At 66.8% G+C, this 26264-nt stretch carries 24 protein-coding genes; 15 read left to right on the plus strand and 9 right to left on the minus strand.

What is annotated here, in order from left to right:
• Together ACOQFS_RS09450 and ACOQFS_RS09455 are read left to right on the plus strand one after the other, a co-directional pair.
• Entirely contained in the window at window positions 1-1344 is a 1344-nt protein-coding gene (locus ACOQFS_RS09450; RefSeq protein WP_421562644.1) for a PQQ-dependent sugar dehydrogenase, read from the plus strand.
• Between the two features lie 94 nt (window positions 1345-1438).
• Complete coding sequence (locus tag ACOQFS_RS09455) at window positions 1439-3490, plus strand: TonB-dependent receptor family protein (RefSeq protein ID WP_421562665.1); 2052 nt, start codon at window positions 1439-1441, stop codon at window positions 3488-3490.
• A gap of 51 nt (window positions 3491-3541) precedes the next feature.
• Here ACOQFS_RS09455 and ligD read toward each other — a convergent pair whose 3' ends face one another.
• The 3 genes from ligD to ACOQFS_RS09470 are packed head-to-tail and all read right to left on the minus strand — an operon-like array spanning window position 3542 to window position 7441.
• Window positions 3542-6253 carry a DNA ligase D gene (gene ligD, locus ACOQFS_RS09460; protein WP_421562645.1) on the minus strand — a complete coding sequence of 904 codons (2712 nt, stop codon included), beginning with the start codon at window positions 6251-6253 and terminating at the stop codon, window positions 3542-3544.
• Entirely contained in the window at window positions 6168-7253 is a 1086-nt protein-coding gene (locus tag ACOQFS_RS09465) for a Ku protein (protein WP_421562646.1), read from the minus strand. Before ACOQFS_RS09465 ends, ligD begins: the two co-directional genes overlap by 86 nt.
• An 11-nt stretch (window positions 7254-7264) precedes the next feature.
• Window positions 7265-7441, minus strand: a complete 177-nt coding sequence (locus ACOQFS_RS09470) for a DUF3606 domain-containing protein (RefSeq protein ID WP_421562647.1) — start codon at window positions 7439-7441, stop codon at window positions 7265-7267.
• Window positions 7442-7751: 310 nt separating this feature from the next.
• Between ACOQFS_RS09470 and ACOQFS_RS09475 the strand changes: the two genes are divergently transcribed.
• The 7 genes from ACOQFS_RS09475 to ACOQFS_RS09505 all read left to right on the plus strand — a co-directional run bounded on the left by ACOQFS_RS09475 (window position 7752) and on the right by ACOQFS_RS09505 (window position 13064).
• Entirely contained in the window at window positions 7752-7967 is a 216-nt protein-coding gene (locus ACOQFS_RS09475) for a hypothetical protein (RefSeq protein WP_421562648.1), read from the plus strand.
• Between the two features lie 227 nt (window positions 7968-8194).
• The gene (locus tag ACOQFS_RS09480; RefSeq protein WP_421562649.1) at window positions 8195-8686 is read left to right on the plus strand and encodes a DUF421 domain-containing protein; all 492 of its coding nucleotides are present in this window, start codon (window positions 8195-8197) and stop codon (window positions 8684-8686) included.
• A 170-nt stretch (window positions 8687-8856) separates the two neighbouring features.
• Entirely contained in the window at window positions 8857-9003 is a 147-nt protein-coding gene (locus tag ACOQFS_RS09485; RefSeq protein ID WP_421562650.1) for a hypothetical protein, read from the plus strand.
• A gap of 55 nt (window positions 9004-9058) precedes the next feature.
• Window positions 9059-9535 carry a hypothetical protein gene (locus tag ACOQFS_RS09490; RefSeq protein WP_421562651.1) on the plus strand — a complete coding sequence of 159 codons (477 nt, stop codon included), beginning with the start codon at window positions 9059-9061 and terminating at the stop codon, window positions 9533-9535.
• Window positions 9536-9813: 278 nt separating this feature from the next.
• On the plus strand, window positions 9814-10104 hold the full coding sequence (locus tag ACOQFS_RS09495) for a co-chaperone GroES (protein ID WP_005799501.1): 291 nt from the start codon (window positions 9814-9816) through the stop codon (window positions 10102-10104).
• Window positions 10105-10201: 97 nt separating this feature from the next.
• Entirely contained in the window at window positions 10202-11851 is a 1650-nt protein-coding gene (gene groL / locus ACOQFS_RS09500) for a chaperonin GroEL (RefSeq protein ID WP_421562652.1), read from the plus strand.
• 850 nt (window positions 11852-12701) lie between these two features.
• Complete coding sequence (locus ACOQFS_RS09505) at window positions 12702-13064, plus strand: hypothetical protein (protein WP_421562666.1); 363 nt, start codon at window positions 12702-12704, stop codon at window positions 13062-13064.
• Window positions 13065-13217: 153 nt separating this feature from the next.
• Here ACOQFS_RS09505 and eda read toward each other — a convergent pair whose 3' ends face one another.
• Together eda and edd are read right to left on the minus strand one after the other, a co-directional pair.
• Window positions 13218-13877, minus strand: a complete 660-nt coding sequence (gene eda, locus ACOQFS_RS09510; RefSeq protein WP_421562653.1) for a bifunctional 4-hydroxy-2-oxoglutarate aldolase/2-dehydro-3-deoxy-phosphogluconate aldolase — start codon at window positions 13875-13877, stop codon at window positions 13218-13220.
• Window positions 13868-15637, minus strand: a complete 1770-nt coding sequence (gene edd / locus ACOQFS_RS09515; RefSeq protein WP_421562654.1) for a phosphogluconate dehydratase — start codon at window positions 15635-15637, stop codon at window positions 13868-13870. The genes eda and edd overlap by 10 nt, the downstream gene beginning before the upstream one ends.
• A 103-nt stretch (window positions 15638-15740) precedes the next feature.
• On the opposite strand from edd, the gene ACOQFS_RS09520 reads away from it, so the two are divergent.
• Together ACOQFS_RS09520 and ACOQFS_RS09525 are read left to right on the plus strand one after the other, a co-directional pair.
• Entirely contained in the window at window positions 15741-16652 is a 912-nt protein-coding gene (locus ACOQFS_RS09520) for an SMP-30/gluconolactonase/LRE family protein (protein ID WP_421562655.1), read from the plus strand.
• A 41-nt stretch (window positions 16653-16693) separates the two neighbouring features.
• The gene (locus tag ACOQFS_RS09525) at window positions 16694-17119 is read left to right on the plus strand and encodes a DUF6228 family protein (protein WP_421562656.1); all 426 of its coding nucleotides are present in this window, start codon (window positions 16694-16696) and stop codon (window positions 17117-17119) included.
• A gap of 92 nt (window positions 17120-17211) precedes the next feature.
• On the opposite strand, the gene ACOQFS_RS09530 is transcribed toward ACOQFS_RS09525, so the two are convergent.
• Window positions 17212-18435, minus strand: coding sequence for an AGE family epimerase/isomerase (locus ACOQFS_RS09530; protein ID WP_421562657.1), 1224 nt, complete (start codon window positions 18433-18435; stop codon window positions 17212-17214).
• Window positions 18436-18607: 172 nt separating this feature from the next.
• Window positions 18608-20173: a glucose-6-phosphate isomerase gene (gene pgi / locus ACOQFS_RS09535; RefSeq protein ID WP_421562658.1), complete on the minus strand. Its 1566-nt coding sequence runs from the start codon at window positions 20171-20173 to the stop codon at window positions 18608-18610.
• A 235-nt stretch (window positions 20174-20408) separates the two neighbouring features.
• Here pgi and zwf point away from each other — a divergent pair, with 235 nt between their 5' ends.
• From zwf to ACOQFS_RS09555, 4 genes are all read left to right on the plus strand, one after another.
• Window positions 20409-21863, plus strand: coding sequence for a glucose-6-phosphate dehydrogenase (gene zwf, locus ACOQFS_RS09540; protein WP_421562659.1), 1455 nt, complete (start codon window positions 20409-20411; stop codon window positions 21861-21863).
• Between the two features lie 327 nt (window positions 21864-22190).
• A complete protein-coding gene (locus ACOQFS_RS09545; protein ID WP_421562660.1) occupies window positions 22191-22655 on the plus strand; it encodes a universal stress protein in 465 nt (154 codons plus the stop codon).
• A 71-nt stretch (window positions 22656-22726) separates the two neighbouring features.
• A complete protein-coding gene (locus ACOQFS_RS09550; RefSeq protein ID WP_421562661.1) occupies window positions 22727-23386 on the plus strand; it encodes a GNAT family N-acetyltransferase in 660 nt (219 codons plus the stop codon).
• Window positions 23387-23393: 7 nt separating this feature from the next.
• Window positions 23394-24317 (plus strand): carbon-nitrogen hydrolase family protein, encoded by a 924-nt coding sequence (locus ACOQFS_RS09555; protein WP_421562662.1) that lies wholly within the window; start codon window positions 23394-23396, stop codon window positions 24315-24317.
• 85 nt (window positions 24318-24402) lie between these two features.
• On the opposite strand, the gene glk is transcribed toward ACOQFS_RS09555, so the two are convergent.
• Together glk and ACOQFS_RS09565 are read right to left on the minus strand one after the other, a co-directional pair.
• Window positions 24403-25383 carry a glucokinase gene (gene glk / locus ACOQFS_RS09560; protein ID WP_421562663.1) on the minus strand — a complete coding sequence of 327 codons (981 nt, stop codon included), beginning with the start codon at window positions 25381-25383 and terminating at the stop codon, window positions 24403-24405.
• A gap of 233 nt (window positions 25384-25616) precedes the next feature.
• On the minus strand, window positions 25617-26264 hold a 648-nt coding region (locus ACOQFS_RS09565), incomplete at its 5' end, for an ABC transporter ATP-binding protein (RefSeq protein ID WP_421562664.1).

The following is a 26264-nucleotide window of genomic DNA, read 5'->3' on the forward strand; positions in this document are numbered from 1 at the left end:
TTGTCCGCCCCCTCGCGCGCCCGCTGGGCACCGTGCCTGCTGCTCGCGCTGGCGGCCCCGCTCAGCACCGCGTTCGCACAAGGCGCGGCGGGTACGTCCAGCATGGGCGTGGGGCTCAACCCACAGCTGCCCGCGCCCGACAAGGACGGCCTGATTCCCACCGTGAACATCGCACCTGCCAAGGGCTGGCCCGAAGGCACACAGCCCCAGGCACCTGCAGGCTTCAAGGTGACGGCGTTGGCGTCCGGGCTGGACCATCCGCGCTGGGTGTATGTGCTGCCCAATGGCGATGTGCTGGTGGCCGAGGCCAACAAGCCGCCCCCGGCCGAAGGCGCGAAGAATGTGCATGCAGAAGGGCTGCGCGGCATGGCGATGGGCTTGGTGATGAAGCGCGCAGGAGCCGGCACGCCCAGTGCCAATCGCATCACCCTGCTGCGCGACGGCAACGGCGACGGCATTGCCGAAACCCGCACGGTTTTTATGAAAGATCTGTTCTCGCCGTTCGGGATGGCGCTGGTGGGGGACCAGCTCTACATCGCCAACGCCGATGGCATTGTCAAGGTGGCCTACCAGACCGGCCAGACGACGATCACGGCCACCCCCACCAAGGTGACGGACCTGCCGGCCGGTGCCAACCACCACTGGACCAAGAACATCATTGCCAGCCCCGACGGCAGCAAGCTCTACGCCACCGTGGGCTCCAACAGCAACATCGGCGACAACGGCATGGAGTCCGAGCAGGGACGCGCTGCAATCTGGGAAGTGGACGTGGCCACGGGCAACAAGCGTCTGTTTGCCACCGGCCTGCGCAACCCCAACGGCATGGGCTGGGAGCCGCAGAGCAAAACGCTGTGGACGGTGGTGAACGAGCGGGACGAGCTGGGCAACGACCTGGTGCCGGACTACCTCACCTCGGTCAAGGACGGGGCCTTCTACGGCTGGCCCTGGAGCTATTGGGGCAAGAACGTGGACACCCGGGTCAAGCCCCCCAATCCCGACATGGTGGTCAAGGCCATCGCGCCCGACTACGGCCTGGGCGCCCATGTCGCCCCGCTGGGCCTCGCGTTCTCCGACAGCCGCATGCCCGCCGAGTACGCCAGCGGCGCCTTCATCGGCCAGCACGGCTCGTGGAACCGCAAGGACCTTGCGGGCTACAACGTGGTGTTTGTCCCGTTTGCGCAAGGCCGCCCTGCGGGCGCGCCGCAGCCGTTCCTCACGGGCTTTCTGAGTAAGGACGGCAATGCCTACGGCCGACCCGTGGGTGTGGCCCTGGATGCCAAGGGTGCGTTGCTGGTGGCCGATGATGTCGGCAACGTGATCTGGCGCGTGGGCCGCGCGCAATGAGCCGCAAGACGCCGTGAGCGGCAAGCTGCCCCGAGGCGCTCCCAACGCATGGGCGCGCCGTGTTGCCGCCCTGGCCGGCAGCACGCTGGTGCAGATGGCCGCGCACGCGCAGCAGGGCGACACTGCCCCGCACACCCCCACCCTGCCCGCCGTGGAGGTGCTGGACAGCACCGAGGCCCAGCAGCGTTTTGACAGCGCAGCCAGCCACAGCAGCATGGCGGTGGACGGCTTCACCGCCACCACGCCATTGGTGCACCTGTCCGAAGTGCTGGCGGGCCAGCCCGGCGTGGTGGCCACCGACCGTGGCAACTATGCGCAGGACCTGCAGATCGCAGTGCGCGGGTTTGGATCCCGGTCGACCTTCGGCGTGCGGGGCGTTCGCGTCGTGGTGGACGGCATCCCCGCATCCATGCCCGACGGCCAGGGCCAGGCGGCCACGGCCCACCTGCCGACCGCGTCGCAGGTGGAGGTGCTGCGCGGCCCGTTTGCGCAGCGCTATGGCAATGCGGCAGGGGGCGTGGTGCAGGTCACCACCCGCGACCCGCGGCCCGGGGGCGGCGCGCAGGTCGGCCTGGGCCTGGGTTCGTTCGGCCAGCGGCTGGCCGAGGCGTCGTTCGACTTCGGCGACCAGCGGCTTGCAGGCCTGGTGGGGGTGTCCCATTTCGACACCGAGGGGTGGCGCGACCACAGTGCCGCGCGGCGAACCCACCTGAATACCAAGGTGGTGGCCCAGACGGGTGCGCGGACCCGCATCACCGGCCTGGTGAACCTGTACGACCAGCCCCTGGCGCTGGACCCCTTGGGCCTGACGCGCGCTCAGTTTGCCGCCAACCCACGCCAGGCCGTCGCCGCCACTGCGGCCTTCGGCACCCGCAAGGCCGTGGGGCAGAACCAGCTGGGCCTGGTGGTGGACCACCAGCTCAGCGACACCGACACGCTGCAGTTGCGCGCGTATGGAGGCACCCGGCAGCTCACGCAATTCCTCGGCTTCAGCGGCGAGGCCGCCAACAGCTCGGGCGGCGTGGTGGACCTGGACCGGGCCTACCACGGCGCCGCCGCCTCCTGGACCCGGTCGGTGCGGCGCGCCTCCGGCCTGCCACTGACCCTGACAGCGGGCCTGGAGGCGCATCGGCTGGCGGAGCACCGCCGGGGCTTCGTGAACAACGCAGGCGCCAGCGGCGCAGTGCGGCGCGACGAACACGACAGCGCATCCAACACCGACGCATTTGCCCAGGTCGATGCGTGGCTCACACCCCGCTGGCGCGCCATGGCAGGTGTGCGCACGAGCCAGGTGCGCGTGGGCATCGACGATCGCCATGTCACGCCGAGCAACCCCGACGACAGCGGCAGCCGCACCTGGCGCCACACCAGCCCCACCGCCGGCCTGGTGTGGAGCGCCAGCGAGCATCTCAACGTTTATGCCAACGCAGGGCGTGGCTTTGAGACGCCCACGCTGTCCGAGATGGCCTACGGCCTGGACAACAGCGGCCCCAACTACGGGCTGTCGGCCGCGCGCAGCCGCCAGTGGGAGCTGGGGGCCAAATGGCGCAAAGGCGGGCATGAGGTGGACATGGCCTGGTTCGACACACGCAGCCAGGGCGAGATCGTGCCGGTCGCCACGGTCAATGGCCGCTCCGTGTTCCAGAACGTGGACAACGTGCGGCGCCGGGGGCTGGAGCTGGCCTGGCGCGCGTCCATGGGCACCTGGTCGCCCCGCGCCAGCTACACCTATCTGGATGCGCGCTTCGGCGATGCGTTCACCGGCGCGGGAGGGGCAGCGATTGCTGCGGGCAACCGCCTGCCGGGCACGGCGCGGCACACGGCGCAATTGGCGCTGGACTATGCGCCCACCCCGCAGTGGCGGCTGGGCGCCATCGTGCACGCGTCCAGCGCGGTGTTTGCCAACGACCTCAACAGCCAGCAGGCACCGGGCTTTGCGGTGTGGGGGCTGCACGCCGCCTACCGCGTCGGCAGCGCGCAGGCAACGGGCGCACACACCACCCGCTGGCAGCTATGGGCCCGGCTGGACAACGTGTTCAACAAACACTACGCAGGCACGTTGATCGTGAACGATGGCAACGGCCGCTTTTTCGAACCTGCCGCCGGGCGGCGAATCATCGTGGGCGTGCGCGCGCAGTTCCTGTGACGGGCGCATCCCCCGTAACGTGTGCTGCGGCCGCGAACCCAAGCCGCGCGATCAGCCCGCCTCGCGCAGCCCGCCCAGCGCCTTGATGGCGGGCGACAGGGTGACCGCCGCCTGGTCGTAGCCATGCCAGGGGCCATTGCCGGTGCGCAGCCGGCGCCCCACGGTCTGCACGGTCCAGTGGGCGCCGTGGGTGATCTTGTCCAGCTCGGACCAGGCCACGGGCACCGACACCCCCATTCCCGGCCGCGCCCGTGCCGTCCACGCGCTCGCGGTGGTGGCGCCGAATCCGTTGCGCAGATAGTCCACGAATATCTTGCCCACCCGGTTGCGCGGTCCGCTCTTGGCGACAAAACGCTGCGGAATCGTGCGCGCCAGATGCTGCACCACGGCCTGGCTGAAGCCCTTCACCGTGTCCCAGCCATGCAGGCGCTTGATGGGCACCACCACATGCAGGCCCTTGCCGCCGCTGGTCTTCAGGAACGCGGGAAGCCCCAACTCGGTCAGCATGAGGTGCACCAGCGTGGCGGCCTCCTGCACATGCGCCCAGGGCACGCCCTCCCCCGGGTCCAGGTCGAAGGTGATGCGGTCCGGCCGGTCGATGCGGTCCTTGCGCGCATTCCAGGTGTGGAACTCGGCGGTGTTCAGCTGGGCCGCCGACAGCAGGCCTTCGGCCTGGGTGACCTCCAGCAGCGGGGGGTGTTCGGGGTTCAGCGCCTGGGGCAGCTGCTGCACCCCGTCCACCCGTCCGGCCTCCCAGTGCTTCTGAAAAAACAGCTCGCCCTCCACCCCTTCCGGCGCCCGCACCAGGGACACCGGCCGCCCTTTCAGATGCGGCAACAGCAGCGGTGCCACGGTGGCGTAGTAGCGCACCAGGTCCAGCTTGGTCGTGCCGGTAGAAGGGTCGATGACACGGTCGGCATGGGAGACGCGCAAGGTGCCCACCGTGCTGTTTGCGCTGGCGGATTGCTTGCGGGCTGGGGCGGCCTGGGTGGTCTTTGTTGCTGCTGCTGCGGTGGTCATGGGGTTTTGGTCTGTTGCGCGCAGGCCCTTTGGCTCTGCAGGCACGGGGGTTTCCTGGCGGATGTCCTGGGGCGGCTTGTCGCTGCGCAGGCCTTTGAAGACGGCGTGGCGGATGCGTCCCTCGTTCGTCCAATCGGCAAAGGCCACTTCCGCGACCAGCTCGGGCTTCACCCAGTGCGCCTTCTTGTCGATGGCTTCGGGGTTCTTGAACGGGCTCTTCGCCACCTTCAGGCGCGCGAGGCGCGCGTGCAGGTCGGCCAGCAGCCTGTCGCTGAAGCCCGTTCCCACATTGCCGGCATACCGCAGCGCACCGCCAGCGTCATGAACGCCGAGCAGCAGCGAGCCAAAGCCCGCTCGCGCGCCCTGGGGGTCGGTGTACCCGCCGATCACGAATTCCTGGCGGTGGGAACATTTGAGCTTGATCCAGTCGGCCGTGCGCCGGGATGCGTAGGCGCTGGTCTTGCGTTTGCCGATCACGCCTTCAAAACCGAGCTGGCAGGCAGACGCCACCAGATCGTCGGGCGCGGCCTCGAAGGCTTCGCTGAAGCGCACCGATTGCGGCGCAGGATCGCCCGCAAACAGGGCCTGCAGGCGCGCGCGACGCTCCACCACCGGCAGGCCCCGCAAGTCCTCACCGTCAGCGAACGGCAGATCGAACGCATAGAACACCAGCCGTGCGGTGGCCTCGGTGTCGAACGCGTTCTGCAGCGCCTGAAAGTCGGGTATGCCATGGGCATCGAGCGCAATCACTTCACCATCCACCCACGCGGAGGTGACCGGCAGGCGGCCGATGCTGCGCGCGAGTTCCGGCATCTTGTCGGTCCAGTCGTGCCCATTGCGGGTGAAGAGCTGCACGCTGCCGCCATCGTCCACGCGGGCCAGCATGCGGTAGCCATCGAACTTGAGCTCCCACACCCACGTATCCGGCTCTGGCGGGGGGGCGGACGCGAGGGTGGCCAGGGAGGGGGACAGCTGCCGGGGCAGCGCGGCGAGGCGGGCGGCCTTCTTGCGCGGTGCGGCCCGCACACGCTCGCCCACGCTTACGCTTGCGCGGGCAGCGGCGGGGGATGTGCGCGCCGCCGTCTGGGGCAAAGGCAGGGCGGACACGCTGTCGGGCATCTCGTCCACTACGCTGAATGTGCTGACGGGCCGCGCGTGCCCATCGCGTTCCTTGATGAGCAGCCACGGCGGCTGGCGCTCGTCGGCGCGCCCGTGCATCCGCACCAGCGTCCAATGGCCCTGCAGCTTGTGTCCGAGCAGGCGGAACTTGAGCTTGCCGCTGCGGTAGCCCTCGTGCGGGTCGCCCTCCGGCTCCCAGTGCCCCCGGTCCCAGATGATGACCCTGCCCGCACCGTACTGGCCTGGGGGGATCTGGCCTTCGAAGTCGTTGTAGGCCAGCGGATGGTCTTCCACCTGCACGGCCATGCGTTTGTCGGTGGGGTCGTAGCTCGGGCCGTTGGGCACGGCCCAGCTTTTCATGGTGCCGCCCAGCTCCAGCCGGAAGTCGTAGTGCAGCCGGCTGGCCCAGTGCTTTTGCACCACGAACTGCAGCTGCGCCCCGCCAGGGGTGCCGCCGTCTGCAGGCTCGGGGGTACGGGCAAAGTTGCGCTTGCTGCGGTAGGGCGCCAGCGCATCCTTTGGTGCCTCGCCGCCACGGTCAGGCGGCACGGCGCGTCCCCTTCTTCGCGGCAGCAGCTTGACCGGATGCCGGCTTGCGCGAAGCGGGCCGGGCACCAGCGGCATTCTTTGCCGGCTTTGATGTCTTCGCCGACTTGCGGGCAGGGGCGGCCGGGGCCTTGGCGGTCTTGCGCGCGGTGCCCGCCTTGGCGGGCGCGGCCTTGCTCTCGCCCGAGCGCAGGGGCGTGACCGAGGCCACATCGCCATCCTTGGCAAGCGCCCGGCCCGTCTTGCCCTCCAGGCTGCGCTTGAGCAGCGCTGTCAGGTCCAGAACTTCGGCCCCGCCAGAGGCGGAGGGCGCTGCATCCGGCACCTTGGCCACGTCCTCGACATGGCCGGCCGCCACCTTCTGCTCCACCAGCGCATGGATCTGCTCGGCGAAGGAGTTGCGGAAATTGTCGGCGTCCCAGGCCTGCGTCATGTCGTCGATGAGCTGCATCGCCATGGTCAGCTCCGCGTCCTTGATGCCGGCGGCCTTGGCATCCAGGGGCGGCAGCTGCAATTGCTCGAACGAGCGGATCTCACCCCCCCAGCGCAGCAGGTTCAATATCAACGCGCGCCCGCAGGGAATGAGCACCGCCAGGTGTTGCTTGGACTGGATCACCACCTTGGCCACGCCCACCTTATTGCTCTTGCGCAGCGCTTCGCGCAGCAGCGCATAGACCTTTTCTCCGCGCTTGAGGGGCGCGGTGTAGTAGGGCCGCTCCAGATAGACAAACGGGATTTCGTCGGCATCGAGGAAGGCCTCGATCTCGATCGTCTGGGTCACCTTCGGGTACGCAGCCGCAATCTCATCGGGCGACAGCACCACATAGCGGCCATCTTCGTATTCCACACCCTTGACGATATCGGCGCTCGCGATTTCCTTGCCCGTGACCTTGTTCACCCGCTTGTAGCCCACCGGCTGCATCGAGCGCTTGTCGAGCCAGTCAAAGTCGATGCCCGAACTGGTGGTGGCCGAATACAAACCCACGGGGATGTGCACCAGCCCGAAGCTGATCGCACCCTTCCACATCGTGCGGGTGGACGTCGGTGCCTTTCCGGAGTCCTTGGTATCGCGGGCCATGGGCGTCGCGCTCAGTGCGATGCCAGGTACTCGCGCACCTTGTCGGCGGACGGTCCTACCGCCGCCACAGCCTCGCGCAGCTCTGCCTCCGACACGGCCAGACTGTTGGTCCAGTCGCGCACCTCGTAAGGCTCGCTCAGGCTGATCAGTTCGCGGTCGTGGGCGACCTGTGTCTTGTCGTCACTCATGGCGGTACTCCTGAAGTTGCGGGAGAAAGACCACAAGTTAGTGCCCGATCGCGCCCACGCGCGTAGGACAGCCGCAGCGCAAGTCGTCGGAGTGCGGGCATCCAGGGGACCTAAACGCACGGCGGCTGTCGGGACCAACTGCCGCGCTCACCCTCTCGACCGCCCAGTTGCGCTGGGCACCGCCCGGTCACGCTTTGACCCGCCCGCTGCGACTCCCCCGGAGTCTCTGGGGACATCCGCATTTGTTACCACATTGTTGCGCGAGAGTTTCACAATGCAACGCTCCGCCACCCACCCGGGAGACCCTGCCATGCCATTTGAATATTTGCGCGAAATTGCCCAGGCTGAACTTCCCATGACCGTGAAGCAGGTAGATCACATCGACAAATTGAGGGTGCTGCGGGCGGCGGATCTGGTGTCGGTGATGCTGCCCAATCCGGCATCCGACATGCAGTTTGCCCGCGTGCTTGCCATCACGCCCAAGGGACGCTCGGTGTTGTCGAGCGAGGCCTCGGGGCTGCCATAGTCAAGACGCGTTGTGCAACCCGGTCGGTGCTTGCCCGCAGGCGCCGCACGAACAGCAGGTACGCGGTCCTACAGACGCGGCCGAGCGGTCACTCCACCATCAGCGCCTGACCGCCGCTGACCCTTGAGGAGTGACCTATCCCATGGCATTGATACCCCTGCACGACTCCACACCTGCGGGCATGTGGCTGTTGCGTCAACCAGCGCCTGCGCACGGGTAAGGCGTCCATGTGGCTGCCCCAGATTGCGTGGTGGGAGCTGGCGGTGCGCGCCGCCGTGGTTTATGCCTTTTTGCTGCTGCTCATCCGGCTGTCGGGCCGCAGAACGGTCGGCCAGTTCACGCCATTCGACCTGCTGGTGGTGATGCTGCTCAGCGAGTCGGTGTCCAACACGCTGTCGGGTGGCGACGACTCCCTCGCCGCAGGCCTGATCAGTGCCACCGTGCTCGTGTCTCTCAACGCCCTTACAGCCACCCTGACGGCGCACAGCACCAAGGTTCACACGCTGCTGGAAGGTGACCCGGTGCTGGTGGGCCGCGACGGGCAGATCCTGCACAAGGCACTGAAGGCCCAGCGCGTGCCGGTGTCCGACCTTCGGCAAGCGCTGCGCGCCGCAGACTGCGAATTGCAATCCATGCAGTACGCGTTTCTGGAAGTCGACGGGACGATCACCATTCTCAAGAAACCCGATGTGCCCGTTCAACGCCTTCCGCCTGGCTGAGCGCCGCGTGCCATTTCGGATTTGTCGCGGCGCTGCGGGCGTGCGTCTTCTTTATCGCTGGAAACGGGTGCCTGGCCGATGCGGGCCGCCAGCGTTGTCTGACGCGGCGCAGTGGGGGGGCAGCGTTCAATGAACAAACCGTCAAGCCACCTCTTTTTCGGGAGACAGCCATGAACCAGCAACACCGCACCGGCCCAACGTTGATCAAGCCCAGGGCGTTGAAGCGCCTGCGGCAGTGGGAGGCGGCATTGCGCTCACCCCGCGAACCGCTGCGCTTCCCCGAGCCCGAGCCTCCCGTCTGGAAGCCGCTGGGCTGATCACCCGCCACCGCTTCTTCCGTACCTTTTTTCCACCCTGCCCTGTCCATCCAGCATGAAAGTCCCTACCCTCCTGTGGTCGGCCCTCATCGGCGCCATCGCCAGCGCACGGTCCATGACGCCCATGGCCACTCTGTCGGCGGCACGCCTCCTGGGTCGCGCCACGCCCGGCACGCTCGCCCTGCTGGACCGGCCGCTTTTCAAGTACGGCGCCCTCGCCATGGGTGCCGGTGAGCTGGCGGGCGACAAGATGAAGACCGCGCCCGACCGAACCGTGCCCCTGGGGTTGCTGGCGCGCGTGATGAGCGCGGGCATCGCGGGCGCCGCCCTGGCCCCGCGCGGGCGGGAGCGCGCCGGGGCCCTGGCAGCCGTTGCCACGGCAGTCCCCCTGGCATATGTCACGCTGGACGCCCGCAAGAAAGCCATGACCCGCATGGGCCAGACCCGCAGCGGCCTGATCGAAGACGCCTTGATCGTCGCCGCCGGCATCGCGGTGGTGGCGCTGGCGGTCAAGCCGGAGCGGCGCGGCTAAAAGCCTGCAAAAGCGCCGCGCTGAAAGAGAAGTCCGCGCGGCGTTGCCTCTCCCGTGCCGTCGGGTTCCCGGCACGCCCACCTTGCAGCCCACTGCAGGTTGCCGAGGTTTGACACCCCCGCCATCCGCTCCGGTGTCTTGAAAACGCCATAAATGCCCGTATCATTAGCACTCACTGCAGGCGAGTGCTAACAGCACTGCGCCTGCTGTAGTTTGGAAGCACCTGGGTGGCCAGGTGCCCGGTACGTCAGCTTTTTTCTGAAAACAGGAGCATTGCAATGAACCTTCGCCCTCTGCACGATCGCGTGATCGTCAAGCGTATTGAAAGCGAAACCACGACCGCTTCCGGCATCGTGATCCCCGACAACGCTGCTGAAAAGCCCGATCAAGGTGAAGTGCTGGCCGTTGGCCCCGGCAAGAAGAACGACAAGGGCGAGCTGATCGCCCTGAACGTGAAGGTCGGTGACCGCGTTCTGTTCGGCAAGTACTCGGGCCAGACCGTCAAGGTCAAGGGCGACGAGCTGCTGGTGATGAAGGAAGACGATCTGTTTGCTGTGGTCGAAAAGTAATCTTTTCGCCTCCACTCGATCACTCATTTTTTCATAGCTGCCAGCGCTTACCAGATAAGCGCTAGCGGCCAATTTGAACCCAATTAGGAGCTCCAAAATGGCAGCAAAAGACGTAGTTTTCGGCGGCGAAGCCCGCGCACGCATGGTTGAAGGCGTGAACATCCTGGCCAATGCGGTCAAGGTGACCCTGGGCCCCAAGGGCCGCAATGTGGTGCTGGAGCGCTCGTTCGGCGCCCCCACCGTGACCAAGGACGGTGTGTCCGTGGCCAAGGAAATCGAACTGAAGGACAAGCTGCAGAACATGGGCGCCCAGCTCGTGAAGGAAGTGGCTTCCAAGACCAGCGACAATGCCGGTGACGGCACCACTACCGCCACCGTGCTGGCCCAGGCCATCGTGCGCGAAGGCTCCAAGTACGTGGCCGCCGGCCTGAACCCCATGGACCTGAAGCGCGGTATTGACAAGGCCGTGCTGGCCCTGACCGAAGAGCTGAAGAAGGCTTCCAAGCCCACGACCACCTCCAAGGAAATCGCCCAAGTGGGTTCGATCTCCGCCAACTCCGACGAATCCATCGGCAAGATCATTGCTGACGCGATGGACAAGGTCGGCAAGGAAGGCGTGATCACCGTGGAAGACGGCAAGTCGCTGCAAAACGAGCTGGATGTCGTGGAAGGCATGCAGTTCGACCGCGGCTACCTGTCGCCCTACTTCATCAACAATCCCGAAAAGCAGGCCGCCCTGCTGGACAACCCCTTCGTGCTGCTGTTCGACAAGAAGATCAGCAACATCCGCGACCTGCTGCCCACGCTGGAGCAAGTGGCCAAGGCTGGCCGTCCGCTGCTGATCATTGCCGAAGAAGTCGAAGGCGAAGCCCTGGCTACGCTGGTGGTCAACACCATCCGCGGCATCCTGAAGGTGGTGGCAGTCAAGGCTCCTGGCTTCGGCGACCGCCGCAAGGCCATGCTGGAAGACATCGCCATCCTGACGGGCGGCAAGGTCATCGCTGAAGAAGTGGGCCTGTCCCTGGAAAAGGTGACGCTGGCCGACCTGGGCCAAGCCAAGCGCATCGAAGTGGGCAAGGAAAACACCATCATCATCGACGGCGCTGGCGCCGCTGCCGACATCGAAGCCCGCGTGAAGCAAATCCGCATCCAGATCGAAGAAGCGACCAGCGACTACGACCGCGAAAAGCTGCAAGAGCGCGTGGCCAAGCTGGCTGGCGGCGTGGCAGTGATCAAGGTCGGCGCTGCGACCGAAGTCGAAATGAAGGAAAAGAAGGCCCGCGTGGAAGACGCCCTGCACGCGACCCGCGCTGCGGTCGAAGAAGGCATCGTGGCCGGTGGTGGCGTGGCCCTGCTGCGCGCACGCCAATCGGCTGGCGAGATCAAGGGCGACAACGCCGACCAGGACGCCGGCGTGAAGCTGATCCTGAAGGCCATCGAAGCCCCTCTGCGCGAGATCGTTTACAACGCGGGTGGCGAGCCCTCGGTGGTGGTCAACGCCGTGCTGAACGGCAAGGGCAACTATGGCTTCAACGCGGCCAACGACACCTACGGCGACATGATCGAAATGGGTATCCTGGACCCCACGAAGGTGACCCGCACGGCCCTGCAGAACGCCGCTTCCGTGGCTTCGCTGCTGCTGACGACCGAAGCCATGGTGGCTGAGGCTCCGAAGGACGACGCGCCTGCCGGCGGTGGCATGCCCGACATGGGCGGCATGGGTGGCATGGGCGGCATGGGCATGTAACCAGCCCCGGATGATGGGCGCCGAGCCATCGGCGTCCGTTCATCGCCTGCCAACGGCACCTTCAGAACTCGCAAGCGTTCGAACCAAGCCCGCAGCCCTCACAGGCTGCGGGCTTTTTTCATGGACGCGCCGGGGGCTCACCCCTCGCGTATGTCGCCTACGTGATTTTTCCGACCACGTACATCATCGCAATTAATAAGCCCTCAAATCAGTTGAGTTTGGTGGACCAGCACCCCGGGTAAACCCGCAGTCGATACAATTTTTTTCGGATGGCTTTTGGGCCGTCCCGCGGTCTGCCGACATGGGCCCCGCGTCCTGCGTCTGCTGGCGCTTTTTTTTGCTGAACATGGCGCCCCCTACCCCACCTACCGTTACCGTTCTGGACCTGACTGCGCGGCTTGGACTGCACGCGCTCGCGCACCTCACGGGGTCGAACGTGACCGGCAGCGGCCCCTGGTTGGGCCTGCCGCTGGTGAAATCCGATTTCGCGCCGCTGATCGACTGGCTGCGCCCCAGCCAGCCGCGAGAGCTTCAGCCGCCCTCCAGCCACACCGCCGCCATCGTGGTGGTCGTCGGCCCAGGCTCGGTCCACATGGTGCAGGCGGCCCTGCCGTGGCTGGGCACGATCGCGCCCGTGCCGGTGTGGATCTTTCTCATGCCCAACGCGGTGATGGAGGAGTCCGTTCTTCGCGCCGCACCGGCCGAGTCCCTGCAGCGCGCGCATGTGTACCAGCTGCCCAACAGCGATCCGCAAACGCTGTGGTTCAGCCTGATGGAGCAGCTGGGCAAGCTCAGCGTGATGGACGCGCTGGCTGCCCACCGACCCGAGTCTTCCCACCCTGCCAACGATATGAGTTCCAACCTGAAGCAATCGATCGACGCCGCGATGACCATTGACGGCGCCCAAGCCGCCGCACTGGTCGACTACCGAAGCGGAATGTGCCTGGCACAAGCCGGCACGGGCATGAACCTGGACCTGGCCGCGGCCGGCAACACCGAGGTGGTGCGCGCAAAGCTCAAGACGATGGAGTCTCTGGGCCTGCGCAAGGGCATCGAAGACATCCTCATCACGCTGGGCGACCAATACCACCTGATCCGCCTGGTGCCCAACAACGTGGGCCTGTTTTTGTATCTGGTGCTCGACAAGGCCCGGGGCAACCTGGCGCTGGCCCGCTACAAGCTGACAGACATCGAGCGCTCGCTCAAGGTCTGACCGGACCGGGTGGCGGGTGTTGGCGTGTGTCAGCGCCACGCACCACCGTTCTATAAAAATGATAGCTTTCAGCGCTTACCAGATAAGCGCTGAAGGCTGTTTTTATGCATATTTTTGCAGGGCAACCCCGGGATCGCCCGCGCTGAGATGCACTCAGCCGCCTGTGCGCAGCGCCTGGGTGGCGCGGGCCAGGTCGGTGATGCGCGCCCAGTCGCCCGCACGCACCGCGTCGGCCGGCGTGAGCCACGAGCCGCCCACGCAGCGCACGTTGGGCAGTGCCAGGTAGTTGGCGGCGGTGGCGGGGGTGATGCCGCCCGTGGGGCAAAAGGCCACCTGGCCGAACGGGCTGGCCCAGGACTTGAGCAGCGGAATGCCCCCCACCGCCTCGGCCGGGAACAGCTTGAGGAAAGAGAACCCGTCGGCCAGCGCCGCCATGATCTCGCTCGATGTGGCCACGCCGGGCAGCAGGGGCAGGTTCAGGTGCTTGCAGGCGCTGCCCACTTCCGGCGTGTAGCCCGGGCTCACGGCAAAGCGCGCCCCGGCCTCGCTCGCGCGGCGGGCGTCGTCGGCGTTCAGCACCGTGCCCACGCCCACCACGGCCTCGGGCAGCTGGCGGGCGATGGCCTCGATGGCGGGCAGGCCCGCGGCCGTGCGCAGCGTCACCTCCAGCACCTTCACGCCGCCGGCCAGCAGGGCCTCGGCCAGGGGCAGCGCGTCTTCCACGCGGTCGATCACGATGACGGGGATGACGGGGCCATGGCTGGCGATATCCAGCGGGTTCATGGGGGTGGAAGCAGGGGTGGTCACAGCCATGTGCAGGCTCCTTGTTCGGCGCCGCCCGCATGGCGGCGAAAGTTGTTGAAGAGTTCGCGGCCAAAGCCGGTTTGAGCGGGGGCGTTGTAGGGCGCCGGTACGCGCGCCGCCCAGGTGGCATCGTCGACCAGCACGTCCAGCGTGCCGGCCACGGCATCGACGCGCACGATGTCGCCATCCTGCACCTTGCCCAGCGGGCCACCGGCCAGCGCCTCGGGCGTGACGTGGATGGCTGCGGGCACCTTGCCCGATGCGCCACTCATGCGGCCGTCGGTCACCAGCGCCACCTTGAAGCCCTGGTTTTGCAGCACCGCCAGCGGGGGCGTGAGCTTGTGCAGCTCGGGCATGCCGTTGGCCTGCGGGCCCTGAAAGCGCACCACGGCCACCATGTCCTGGTTCACCTCGCCCGCGCTGAAGGCGGCGAGCAGGGCCTCTTGCGAGTCGAACACGCGCGCGGGCGCCTCGACGATGTGGCGGTCCTCGGGCACGGCCGACACCTTGATCACCGCGCGGCCCAGGCGGCCCTGCAGCAGGCGCAGGCCGCCCGTGGGCGAGAACGGCTTGGCCGCCGGCCGCAGCACCGTCTCGTCGCCCGACACGGCGGGCGCGCTCTGGCCGCCATCGGCGATGCCACCGGCGTTCACGCTCAGCACATCGGGGTGCATCAGGCCATGGGCCAGCAGTTCGCGCAGGATCCACGGCGGGCCGCCAGCCGCCTGGAACTGGTTCACATCGGCATCGCCATTGGGGTACACACGGGCCAGCAGCGGCACCACCGACGAGAGTTCGTCAAAGTCCGTCCAGTCGATCAGGATGCCCGCGCTGCGCGCCACGGCCACCCAGTGGATCAGGTGGTTGGTCGAGCCGCCCGTGGCCAGCAGCGCAGCCATGGCGTTGACGATGCAGCGCTCGTCCACCAGGCGGCCGATGGGCGTGAAGCGCGCGCCGCGCTTGCCGATGTCGAGCACCGTGCGCACGGCCTGGCGCGTGAACGCCTCGCGCTCGTTCGTGCCGGGGGGCGCAAAGGCCGCGCCGGGCACGTGCAGGCCCATGGCTTCGAGCAGCATCTGGTTGCTGTTGGCCGTGCCGTAGAAGGTGCAGGTGCCGGGGCTGTGGTACGCGGCCGATTCGGCCTTGAGCAGCTCATCGCGCCCGACCAAGCCCTGCGCATACTGCTCGCGCACCTTGGCCTTGTCCTTGTTGGGCAGGCCCGATCCCATGGGGCCGGCCGGCACGAACACGCAGGGCAGGTGCCCGTAGTGCAGCGCGCCGATCAGCAGGCCCGGCACGATCTTGTCGCACACGCCCAGCAGCAGCGCCGCGTCGAACACATCATGGGACAGCGCTACCGCCGTGGCCATGGCAATCGCGTCGCGGGAGAACAGCGACAGCTCCATGCCGGGCGTGCCCTGCGTCACGCCGTCGCACATCGCCGGCACGCCGCCCGCCACCTGGGCCGTGGCGCCATGGCGGGCTGCTTCGTCGCGCAGCAGCGCGGGGTAGCTCTGGTACGGCTGGTGGGCCGACAGCATGTCGTTGTAGGCCGTCACGATGCCGATGTTGGGCGCCTTCTCGACCGTGACCTTGAACTTCTCGGCGCCGGGCAGCGCCGCGTACGCGTGGGCCAGGTTGGCGCAGCCCATGCGGTCTTGCGGGGGCTTGCGATTGATCATGGCATCGACACCGGCCAGGTAGGCAGCCCGCGTGTCCGCGCTGCGCTGGATGATGCGAGCCGTCACGCGCGCTACGACTGAATGCATGGGATGCTGCTCCATCGGTGGGAAGGAAGAGAAGGGGAAGGCCTGTGGGCAGGCCCTGTTCTGGGCCCTAGAATGTAACTCGATAACCACCGCAATTCAACCCATGACCCTGCAGCGCCTGCCCCTTCCGCCCTCCGAACTGGGCGAATCGCCCTTCTGGCACCCCGAGGAAAAATCCCTTTACTGGTGTGACATTCAGGGACACACCGTGAATGCGTGGAACCCGGCGACCGGCGAGCACCGGCAATGGAAGACCCCGAGCGAACCTGGGTGCTGCGCGCCAGCGGCGGGTGGGAAAATCGTAATCGGGTTACGGGATGGTTTCTATCAGCTCGACATCGCGACCAGCGAACTCAACCTGCTGGCCCTGTTGCCGCCAGCGAAGCACGACACCGCGCGGCTGCGGTTGAACGATGGCCGCTGCGACGCGGCAGGCCGTTTCTGGGCGGGCTCGATGGTCACCCCGCGCACGGCACCCGATGCAGTCCTGTGGTGCCTGGAGGCGGCGGTAGATGGCACCAGCTACACCGTGAGGCACATGGCCGGCGACAACTTCACCGCCAACGGCCTCGCCTTCAGCCCCGACAACCGCGTGATGTACTGGTCGAACACGCCGGAGCACCGCATTGACCGGTTTGACTTCGACCTGGCCACGGGCGCCATCACGAACCGACGCCGTTGGGTACAGTTCGACCGCAAGGTGGATGGCCAGCCCTACGGAGGCCGCCCAGACGGTGCGGCGGTGGACGTGGAGGGCAACTACTGGGTGGCGATGTACGAAGGGGCCTGTGTGATGCAACTGTCGCCAGCGGGCAAGGTACTGCAGCGCATTGCAGTGCCGGTGCAGTGCCCGACCATGGTGTGTTTTGGGGGAGAGGATTTGCGCACGCTGTACATCACGTCGGCGCGGGCAGGGAGGCCGCAGGCGGAGCTGGAAGCGCCAGATCCGGCGGGCGCTCTGTTCAGCATGTGGGTGAAGGTACAGGGATTGACAGTGAATCTCTTCAAAGAGTGAATATCCTCTGGGATACCAATTTGATCTACGGAGACAGTCAAATGGACAGACGACGTGAGGTCACGATCCGCTCAGTACATGATGGCGCTTCACTGACGTTTTCACAGTTTCGGTCTGTGCATGACGAGACGAATGAGGAAACGTTTATAGCCACGGCAAGGGTAGGCCCATGGTTTGCCGAGGTCAGTGCCTCAACATACATGGCGATGAATCTCGGCGAATTCTTCAATGATTTGGCCGCGAATTGGAGCGGATGGGAAGGAGAGAAATCCTGGGGCTCGCTAGAAGGAGAGGTCACCATCACGGCGACGGCAGACCGCACTGGTCACATAAAGCTGAGGTTCAGTCTTACTCAACCGTATACAGGTTTCGAGTGGCAAGTCTCAGGAGCATTGGAGCTTGAAGCTGGAAGCCTTGAGTACCTTGCCGTGAGCGCAGCGAATGCGTGGAACAAACCCGCAACCTAACTGACTACAGGAAAAGTCTTCTTGTTTCTTGCACCGGGTACGAGACCAATCGCGAAAGCGCGATGGGGGCACTGTCAAATCAGCCAAATAGCTCATCCCTTCATCTCCAACAACACGTCATAAACCGCCCCCATGTTGTGATAGTCCACCTTCCCCGCGTTGCTCTTCTCGCGCGTGTGGTTGCGGTTGGCGCCGTCGAGGATGCGAAACCACGCGCCGTGTTCGTGGTCCACAAAGTGCTCCCAGCAGTACGCCCAGATGCGGTCGTACCACTGCCAGTAGCGGTCATCGCCGGTGCGCACCGCCAGCACCGCAGCCGCCGCCATGCTCTCGGCCTGCACCCAGTGGTACTTGCCGTCGTCGCAGATGCTGCCGTCGGGCGCCATGCCGTAGACGATGCCGCCGTGCACCGCGTCCCAGCCCTTGGCCAGGGCGTCATCGAACAGGAATCGTGCGCAGGGCAGGTGCCAGTCGGCGGGGGCCAGGGCGTCCAGTTGCAGCAGCAGCTTGGCCCATTCGGTCTGGTGACCGACTTGATAGCCCCAGGGGCGGAAGATGTTGCTGCGGTCGTGGCGGTTGTAGTCCCAGTCCACGGACCAGTCGGCGTGAAAATGCTCCCACACCCAGCCTTCGGCCGCCGGGGCGCTGGCGGCGGTGGACAACCCGGCCTGCCGCTGGCAGATGCCTTGCGCGAGTTGTTCGGCCCGCTCGATGTAGCGGCGCTCGCCGGTGGCACGGAAGGCGGAGATCATGGCCTCGCAGGCGTGCATGTTGGCGTTCTGGCCTCGGTAGCCGGTCGACTGCCAATCAGGGCTGGCCTCGTCGGCATACAGGCCTGCGGCGGGCTGCCAGAAGTGCTGCTCGGCGGTGTCAAACGCCTGGGCCAACCACGCGCGGGCCTCGGGCACCCCGGCCTCGCAAGCGCGGGCATAGGCCAGCATCACAAAGGCCATGCCGTAGCAATGGCGCGTGGCGTCTTGCACCGTGGCGCGGCCTTCATGCCAGTCCATTTGCCAGGCGTAGCCGCCGGTGGCGGGGTCGAGAAACGCAGTGCGCAGGAACGAGAGCGCGTGCCGCATGCCGGCCTGATACCGCGCCTCGCCCGTGGTGCGGTAGAGCATGGCATGCGTGACCACAAAACGCGTGGCGCTGACGAGGTGGCGGGTGCGGGTGTTGTAGACCGTGCCGTCGTCCAGAAAGAAGTGGTAGTGACCGCCCGTGGGGTCGGTAGCGACGGGGTCATAGAACGCCATGGTCTGGCGCAGGTGCTCGCGCAGGAAGACAGGCGAGCGGAAGTCAGGCCGGGGAGCGGTCATGGCGGATGTCTCCTGAGCCGTTCGGGCCGGGCTTTTCAAAGCCCGGTGCGTCGCTTCGACAAGCTCGGCGTGAACGGATTTTTTTGTTCTCAATGCGACTGGACAGAAGCGTTGCGCGCGGCTTCTACAAACTCAGCCCGAACGGATTGGAGGCTGGCTCAGCGCATGCCGGTCACTTGGCGTTGCGCAGCAGGCTTAGCAATCCCGCAGTGGAGCCATCCAGCCCCGCCACATCGCCACTCGCCAAACGCGCCTCGATGTCCTTGGCCAGCACCTTGCCCAGTTCCACACCCCACTGGTCAAAGCTGTTGATGCCCCACAGCGCGCCGCTGACAAACACGCGGTGCTCCTGCAGTGCGATCAGCGACCCGAGCGCTGCAGGCGTGAGCGCATCCAGCAGCAAGAAGGTGCTGGGCCGGTTGCCCGGGAAGTGGCGGTGCGCGTCCTCCCCGTCCTTGCCCACCATCAGCGCCTGGGCCTGGGCCAGGGCGTTGGCCAGCAGCTTGTCGTGGTGACCGGGCAGCGGGTGCGTGGGCTGGCGCACGGCGATGATTTCCAGCGGGATCACGTCCGTGCCCTGGTGCAGCATCTGGAAGAACGCGTGCTGGCCGTTGGTGCCGGGCTCGCCCCACAGCACGGGCGACGTAGCCACCGCCAGCGGCGTGCCGTCCTTGGCCACGCGCTTGCCGTTGCTCTCCATCTCCAGCTGTTGCAGGTAGGCCGGCAGGCGCCGCAGCGCGGCGTGGTATGGGGCGATGCAGCGGCTGGTGAAGCCGTGGAAGTTGCGGTACCACACGTCCAGCAGGCCCAGGCGCACAGGCAGGTTGGCCTGCAGCGGCGCCGTGCGGAAGTGCTCGTCCATCGCGTGGGCACCCGCCAGCAGGTCGCGAAAGCCCTGGGCGCCGATGGCGATGGCCATGGGCAGCCCGATGGCCGACCACAGCGAGTAGCGCCCGCCCACCCAGTCCCAGAAGCCGAAGGTGGTGGTGATGCCCAAGGTGCCCGCAGCCTGCACATTGGTGGTCAGCGCTGCGAAGTGGCGCGCCACGTCGCGCCCGCCCTGGGCCTCAAACCACGCCAGGGCCGAACGCGCGTTGGTCATGGTCTCGGCCGTGGTGAAGGTCTTGGAGGCGATGAGGAACAGCGTGTTCTCTGGCCGCAGGCCTTGCAGCACGCTGTGCAGTTCGTGCCCGTCCACGTTGGAGACGAAGTGAAAACGCTTGCCGGGCAGGCGATGCTGCTCCAGCGCCAGCACGGCCATGTGCGGCCCCAGGTCCGAGCCGCCGATGCCGATGTTCACCACGTCGGTGATGGCCTCGTCGGCGCGCACAGCCTCGGCATAGGCCAGCATGGCGTCCAGCGTGGTGTGCACGGCAGCCAGGTCGGCCGCAACCTGGGGCGCGTCGCCCGGCAGCGCCAGGCCTTGAGGGCGGCGCAGCAGCGTGTGCAGCACGGCGCGGCCTTCGGTGTTGTTGATGGGTTGGCCGGCCAGCATGGCGTCGCGCTGCGCGGGCAGGTGGCAGGCGCGGGCCAGGTCCAGCAGCAAGGTCTCGGTGGGCGCGTCCCACAGGTTCTTCGACAGGTCGGCAAACACCCCCGGCGCGGCTTGGCTGAACTGCTCAAAGCGGCTGGCGCCGTGCTGCGCAAAGGCTGCGCGCAGGTCCAGGTGCTGGCCGTGGGTGTCAAACGCGGTCTGCAGCGCAGCCCACTCGGGAGTCTGGTCACATCGAAGGTGCATGGCGTGGTGATTGGCAGTGAGGTCCATCGACAACAAACAACAAGGCCGCAAATGGTAACTTGATTACAAAAATAGATCGATACTTTGATGCAATCCATGCCTGGCCATCTTTGTAGGACGCAGGCGATCCCAAAATTCATGTAACGAGATTACAATTTCCGGCACGCACCGCACGCCGGATGCGATCACGGCACAACCTAGAACACAACCCAGAACATTTGCACGGAGACCCCCCATGAGTTTTGACCTTGTCCTGTTTGGCGGCACCGGAGACCTGGCCTGGCGCAAGCTGATGCCGGCGCTGTTCCAGGCCTTTCGCCACGGGACGCTGCCTGACGGGGGGCGCATCATTGCCGTGGCGCGCGACGAGCACAGCCACGAACAATACCGCAGCCTCATCCAGTCCCGGTTCGATGGCGTGGAGCTGGCCAAGCGGCCCACACCCGACGAGTTCGAGCGCTTTGGCGCCCTGCTGCACTATCTGCGCATGGACCTGTCGCAAAGCGCCGACTACGAGCGCCTGGCCGCCATGCTGCGCGAACGCAACGCCGATTCGGTGGTGATGTATGTGGCCACCGCGCCCAGCCTGTTCACCACGGTCTGCGAGCAGATTGCAGCCGTGGGTCTGAACGGCCCGCAGACCCGGGTGGTGCTGGAAAAGCCCCTGGGGCACGACCTGGCCTCCAACCAGGCGATCAACGACACGCTGCGCCGCGTGCTGAAGGAAGAGCAGGTCTTTCGCATCGACCACTACCTGGGCAAGCCGTCGGTGCAGAACCTGTTTGCGCTGCGCTTTGGCAACACGCTGTTCGAGCCGCTGTGGCGCCGCGAGACCATTGCCAACATCCAGATCACCATCGCCGAAGAGCTGGGCGTGGAATCGCGCGGCGCCTTCTACGACCAGACCGGCGCGCTGCGCGACATGGTGCAGAACCATGCGCTGCAGCTCTTGTGCGCCATCGGCATGGAGCCCCCCATCAACTCCAGCGCCAATGCGATCCGCGACGAAAAGCTCAAGGTGCTGCAGGCGCTCAAGCCCTGGACAGCGGAATCTCTGGGCCAGCACGTGATTCGCGGGCAGTATGCCGCGGGCATGCACCAGGGCCAGCCCGTGCCGGGCTACCTGCAGGAAAAAGGGGTGAGCCCCACCAGCACCACCGAGACCTTTGTGGCGCTGCGCACCGAGATCAGCAACTGGCGCTGGGCGGGCGTGCCGTTCTACATCCGCACCGGCAAGCGGCTGGCGGGGCGCGACGCGCACATCGTCATCAACTTCCGGCCCGTGCCCCACCCCATCTTCAAGACGCCCTCGGGCGCGGCCAACCGCCTGGTCATCAACCTGCAGCCCAAGGACGGGCTGGAGCTGCACCTGATGGCCCAGGGCGCGGCCCAACACCAGACCGAGCCCGCACTGTCGCAGGTGCACCTGAACCTGGACTTCGACCAGCGCTTCGGCACCGAGCGCGTGGGCGCCTACGAGCGCCTGCTGCTGGACGTGATTGCCGGGCGCCTGAACCTGTTCGTGCGCAGCGACGAACAGGAAGAAGCCTGGCGCTGGGTGGAGCCCATCCTGCAGCACTGGAAGAACGACCCCGCAGGCCCCCGCCCCTACGCCGCCGGCAGCTGGGGCCCACGCGCGGCCAGCGCGATGATTGCGCGCGACGGCCACTGCTGGAGCGAGGAGATGTGAACCCGCACGGGCCGCCGCCGCCGCGGCCCGTGAAAGCGTGCTGGCCGTCTGCCGCCAGACCCGCGCGCTCGCTCGCCCGCCGCTCGCCCGCCGCGTGCAGACCCGTTGCAGGCGCCTTGCAGGCCCCTTCCGCCCTCGCGCCGGTCGTTTTCTCAGGCCCGCTGCGGCACATCCCATCGAACCATCGCGCAACCAGGGTATCGAACCTGGACATGCGCCAAGATTGGTGCAAGATGAAGGCCTGCGCGCGCGCAGCGTGCAGCGACCGCCCCGGGCGGTGGCGACCCACACACAGCCATAACGAAAGTCATAAAGAAAGGCCATCCCATGTTCCGCAAAATCATGATCCTCGTGGACGAGCACCCGCAGTCTCAAACCGCGATTGCGCAAGGCGTGGAAGTGGCGCGCACGCATGGCGCGCATGTCGTGTTCCTTCACCTCCCCCCGGCGTATGCGTTTCCGATGGCCGACATGCCCGGCGGCGGCATGGCAGCGTTTGCCGCGCAATCGGCCGAGGAATTCGAGCAGCAGACCCAGGCCACGGCGGCTGATTTGCTGCAATCGGCAGAAGCCGAAGCCCGCTCGGCGGGTGTTGCCAGCGTGGGCGCCATCGGCCCCGGCGATGCGTCGGTGGACTATGTGGTGGAGGCCCTTACCAACCGGGGTTGCGACCTGGTGGTCGTTGCGTCTTCGGGCAGCAACGCCGTGGTGCGCCTGCTCACCGGCGACATCATCCCGGGGCTGATCTCGCGCTCGCCCGTGCCGGTGCTGATCTGCCCGCTGCCCACCTGAGCCACACCCGCCACACCAGCTCCACTGGCGTTGCATCCCATCCTTTCTTGAACGCACCCTGCCTCAACCCTATGGCCCACGACGTACAAGTACGCACCACCCTTCCCGGCGACATCGACGCGCTGCTGGCGCTGCAGGAGCGTGTCTACCCGGCCATCGACCCCTGGCGGCGCGACCACCTCGTGCACCAGCTGAAGGTGTTTCCGCAAGGCCAGCTGGTGGCCGAGCTGGACGGCGAGGTGGTGGGCTGCGCCAGCGCGCTGGTGATCCTGTGGGACGAGTGGGCCGAAGAGCACACCTGGCAGGAAATCACCGCTCGCGGCACCTTCAGCACCCACAACCCCGACGGCTTCACGCTGTATGGCGCCGAGGTGTTCGTCGACCCCGACATGCGCGGGCGGCGCATCGGCCAGGCGCTGTACGAGGGCCGTCGCCAGCTGTGCCGTGATCTGAACCTGCGCCGCATCATCGCCTGCGGGCGGCTGCCCGGCTACCAGGCGCATGCGCCGCAGATGACGGCCGAGCAATATGCCAAGCGCGTGCTGTGGGGCGACCTGAGCGACCCGGTGCTGAGCTTTCAGCTGCGCGAGGGCTTTCGCTACTGCGGCATCATGAAGGACTACCTGCCGCAGGACGAGGAATCCTGCGGCCAGGCATCCCTGATCGTGTGGATCAACCCGGACTTCGACCCGTCGCGACCGACGGCCTTGCAACCCGCCCCCACATCCTAGGAGAGCCATGACGGTCAACACCCAAGACATGCAGCCGGTCTTCAAGCCCAGCCAGGGCATCGTGCGCATTGCCGCCGTGCAATATCTGCTGCGCTCCATCGACGACTGGGAAGGCTTTGAGAACCAGGTCCGCTTCGTGATGAAGGCGGCCGGCGACTACAAGCCCCAGTTCGTGATGTTCCCGGAAATCTTCACCACGCAGCTGCTGTCGTTCATGGACACGACCGACCTGCGCAACGCCGTGCGCCGCATGGATGAATACACGGACCGCTACATGGAGCTGTTCAAGGACCTGGCCAAACGCTGGGGCGTGTACATCATCGGCGGCAGCCACCCCACGCTGTCGAACGGGCAGCTGCTCAATACGGCCTACCTGTTCAGCCCGCAGGGCAAGGTGTTCACGCAGAACAAGATCCACCTCACGCGCTGGGAAAAGGAAAAATGGAAGGGCGACCCGGGCCACCACCTGTCGGTGTTCGACACCCCCCACGGCCGCATCGCCATCCTGATCTGCTACGACATCGAGTTCCCTGAACTCTCGCGCATGGTGTGCGAGCAGGGCGCCGACATCATCTTCGTACCCTCGTGTACCGACGACCGCCAGGGCTTCTGGCGCGTGCGCTACTGCTGCCATGCGCGGGCCATCGAAAACCAGGTGTATGTGGCCGTGACCGGCACCGTGGGCAACCTGGCCGTGGAAGGCCTGGGCCTGCACTACGGCCAGGGCGCGATCATCACGCCGTCGGACTTTCCATTTGCGCGCGACGGCATCGCCGCCGAAGGCGTGCCCAACATGGAACAGATCGTGATCGCCGACGTGGACCTGGCCAAGCTGGTGACCAACCGGGTCAACGGCACCACCATCCCGCTGTACGACAAGCGCAAGGACGTGTACGTGAATCCGGTCGAGGTGATTGCCACCGCCGACTGACTGAACCGGTGCCCGCGCCCTGCGGTCGACACCGGCGCACTGCGACCATACACAGCCACAGCCACAGCCACAGCCTGCGGAATCTTCAGTCGGTGCCCGCGAGGTCCAGCGCCCGCGAGGCGCCATGCAGTGCCGGGGTGGCGCTGGGGTCAATCACCCAGCACGGGATGGATGCCAGGTACGCCTGAAAGCGCCCCTTGGCCTCGAAGCGCGTACGGAACGGCGAGCTGTCGAACCAGGTGCCCAGGCGCGGCACGATGCCGCCGCCCAGATACACGCCGCCGCGCGCGCCCAGCGTCAGCGCCAGGTTGCCGGCCACGCTGCCCAAAAAGCCGCAGAACAGCTCCAGCGCCTCCAGCGCGAGGGGGTCGCCCGCGTGCAGGGCCAGTTCCGTCACCTCGGCGGCGGCGCTCACCTCTTCGCCGCCGTGGCGCGCCAGCGTGCGGACTGCGTGGTACAGATCCACCAGGCCCGCACCCGACACGGCGCGCTCGGCCGAGACATGGCCGTAGCGCTCCTGCAGCAGCGCGAGCACATCGAATTCGCGCTGGTTCTGCGCGGGCAGCGTGACATGCCCCCCTTCGCCCGACAGCGGCACGCCGTGGCGGGAGCCTGGCGGAAACACCAGGCCCGACACCCCGAGCCCCGTACCCGGGCCCAGCAATGCAATCGCACTGCCCGGCACGGCCACGCCGCCGCCCACGGGGCGCAGCTGGTCGGGCGTGAGCACGGGCAGCGCCAGCGCCAGTGCGGTGAAGTCGTTGACGACCACCAGCCGTTCGAAGCCAAAGGCCTCGCGCACGGCGCGCTGCGAAAAGCTCCAGCTGTGGTTGGTCATGCGGATGGCGTCGCCCGTGACCGGGTTGGCGATGCCGAACGCGGCATCGCGCGGCGTGGGCACGCCCACCTCCTGCAGGTAGGCGGCCAGCGCGGCATCCACGGTGGGGAACTGCGCACAGGGCAGCACCCGCGTGTCGTTCAGCTCGCCGCCCGGCCCGGCCTGCCAGGCCAGGCGGATGTTGGTGCCGCCAATGTCTGCAAGAAGGCGTTGTGGGTGCTGCTGCATGAAAGGAGGCTTTACAGGGCAATGCCGCGCCAGGGCGGGCGCGGACGGAAATAAAACCGGGCCGGAAACGGCTGGCGGCGCTTGTTTGCTACGTTTTTTATAGCTTACAGCGCTTATTGGATAAGCGCTGGGCCCTATTTTTACCCCAAATGCGCGGCCCGGCAAAGACCAAAGTCCGCGCCAACGGCGTGCCTTTGCCGGGCCCGCGCTGCGCGCGCACGGCTCGCACGGTGCTACACCGCCAGGCGCTCTTGCGTCTGCGCGTCGAACCAGTGCGCATGCGCGGGCGCCACGGCCAGGCCCACGTGGTCGCCCGGCCGCACGCGGGTCTGCGCATCGGTGCGCAGGGTGACGCCGCCCGCCGCGGTGTCCACCATCACATAGGTGTCGGGGCCGGTGGGTTCCACCACGCTGACCTGGCCGCGCCAGGGCGCGTCATCGCTGAGCACCAGGTGCTCGGGCCGCACACCCAGCAGCATCTGCGCGGGGCCTGCGGGGGCGGGCAAGTCCAGCGAGGCACCCTGCGCGCCAAACTGCCCGCCTGCCAGCACGCCACCCCGCAGCAGGTTCATGGTGGGCGAGCCGATGAAGGTGGCCACATAGGTATTGGCCGGGCGGTTGTAGATCTCGTCGGGCGTGCCCAGCTGCTGCACCACGCCGCCCTTCATCACCGCGATGCGCGAGCCCAGGGTCATGGCCTCGACCTGGTCGTGCGTGACATACACGCTGGTGATGCCGCTGGCCTGGTGCAGGCGCTTGATCTCGGCGCGCATCTCCACGCGCAGCTTGGCGTCCAGGTTGGACAGCGGCTCGTCGAACAGAAAGAGCTGCGGCTGGCGCGCCAGGGCGCGCCCCATGGCCACGCGCTGGCGCTGGCCGCC

The sequence above is a fragment of the Paracidovorax sp. MALMAid1276 genome (assembly GCF_049198005.1).
Lineage (GTDB): Bacteria > Pseudomonadota > Gammaproteobacteria > Burkholderiales > Burkholderiaceae_C > Acidovorax.

Excerpts from the sequence above, each read along its gene's own strand:
- ACOQFS_RS09545 (WP_421562660.1), top strand. The coding sequence starts at position 22,191 with ATGTTCCGCAAAATCATGATCCTCGTGGACGAGCACCCGCAGTCTCAA.
- ligD (WP_421562645.1), bottom strand. The coding sequence starts at position 6,253 with ATGCCGCTGGTGCCCGGCCCGCTTCGCGCAAGCCGGCATCCGGTCAAG.
- zwf (WP_421562659.1), top strand. The coding sequence starts at position 20,409 with ATGAGTTTTGACCTTGTCCTGTTTGGCGGCACCGGAGACCTGGCCTGG.
- groL (WP_421562652.1), top strand. The coding sequence starts at position 10,202 with ATGGCAGCAAAAGACGTAGTTTTCGGCGGCGAAGCCCGCGCACGCATG.
- ACOQFS_RS09455 (WP_421562665.1), top strand. The coding sequence starts at position 1,439 with ATGGCCGCGCACGCGCAGCAGGGCGACACTGCCCCGCACACCCCCACC.
- ACOQFS_RS09520 (WP_421562655.1), top strand. The coding sequence starts at position 15,741 with ATGACCCTGCAGCGCCTGCCCCTTCCGCCCTCCGAACTGGGCGAATCG.
- ACOQFS_RS09495 (WP_005799501.1), top strand. The coding sequence starts at position 9,814 with ATGAACCTTCGCCCTCTGCACGATCGCGTGATCGTCAAGCGTATTGAA.
- ACOQFS_RS09490 (WP_421562651.1), top strand. The coding sequence starts at position 9,059 with ATGAAAGTCCCTACCCTCCTGTGGTCGGCCCTCATCGGCGCCATCGCC.
- ACOQFS_RS09485 (WP_421562650.1), top strand. The coding sequence starts at position 8,857 with ATGAACCAGCAACACCGCACCGGCCCAACGTTGATCAAGCCCAGGGCG.
- pgi (WP_421562658.1), bottom strand. The coding sequence starts at position 20,173 with ATGCACCTTCGATGTGACCAGACTCCCGAGTGGGCTGCGCTGCAGACC.
- ACOQFS_RS09530 (WP_421562657.1), bottom strand. The coding sequence starts at position 18,435 with ATGACCGCTCCCCGGCCTGACTTCCGCTCGCCTGTCTTCCTGCGCGAG.
- ACOQFS_RS09525 (WP_421562656.1), top strand. The coding sequence starts at position 16,694 with ATGGACAGACGACGTGAGGTCACGATCCGCTCAGTACATGATGGCGCT.
- ACOQFS_RS09475 (WP_421562648.1), top strand. The coding sequence starts at position 7,752 with ATGCCATTTGAATATTTGCGCGAAATTGCCCAGGCTGAACTTCCCATG.
- ACOQFS_RS09505 (WP_421562666.1), top strand. The coding sequence starts at position 12,702 with ATGAGTTCCAACCTGAAGCAATCGATCGACGCCGCGATGACCATTGAC.
- edd (WP_421562654.1), bottom strand. The coding sequence starts at position 15,637 with ATGCATTCAGTCGTAGCGCGCGTGACGGCTCGCATCATCCAGCGCAGC.
- ACOQFS_RS09465 (WP_421562646.1), bottom strand. The coding sequence starts at position 7,253 with ATGGCCCGCGATACCAAGGACTCCGGAAAGGCACCGACGTCCACCCGC.
- eda (WP_421562653.1), bottom strand. The coding sequence starts at position 13,877 with ATGGCTGTGACCACCCCTGCTTCCACCCCCATGAACCCGCTGGATATC.
- ACOQFS_RS09555 (WP_421562662.1), top strand. The coding sequence starts at position 23,394 with ATGACGGTCAACACCCAAGACATGCAGCCGGTCTTCAAGCCCAGCCAG.
- ACOQFS_RS09470 (WP_421562647.1), bottom strand. The coding sequence starts at position 7,441 with ATGAGTGACGACAAGACACAGGTCGCCCACGACCGCGAACTGATCAGC.
- glk (WP_421562663.1), bottom strand. The coding sequence starts at position 25,383 with ATGCAGCAGCACCCACAACGCCTTCTTGCAGACATTGGCGGCACCAAC.
- ACOQFS_RS09480 (WP_421562649.1), top strand. The coding sequence starts at position 8,195 with ATGTGGCTGCCCCAGATTGCGTGGTGGGAGCTGGCGGTGCGCGCCGCC.
- ACOQFS_RS09550 (WP_421562661.1), top strand. The coding sequence starts at position 22,727 with ATGGCCCACGACGTACAAGTACGCACCACCCTTCCCGGCGACATCGAC.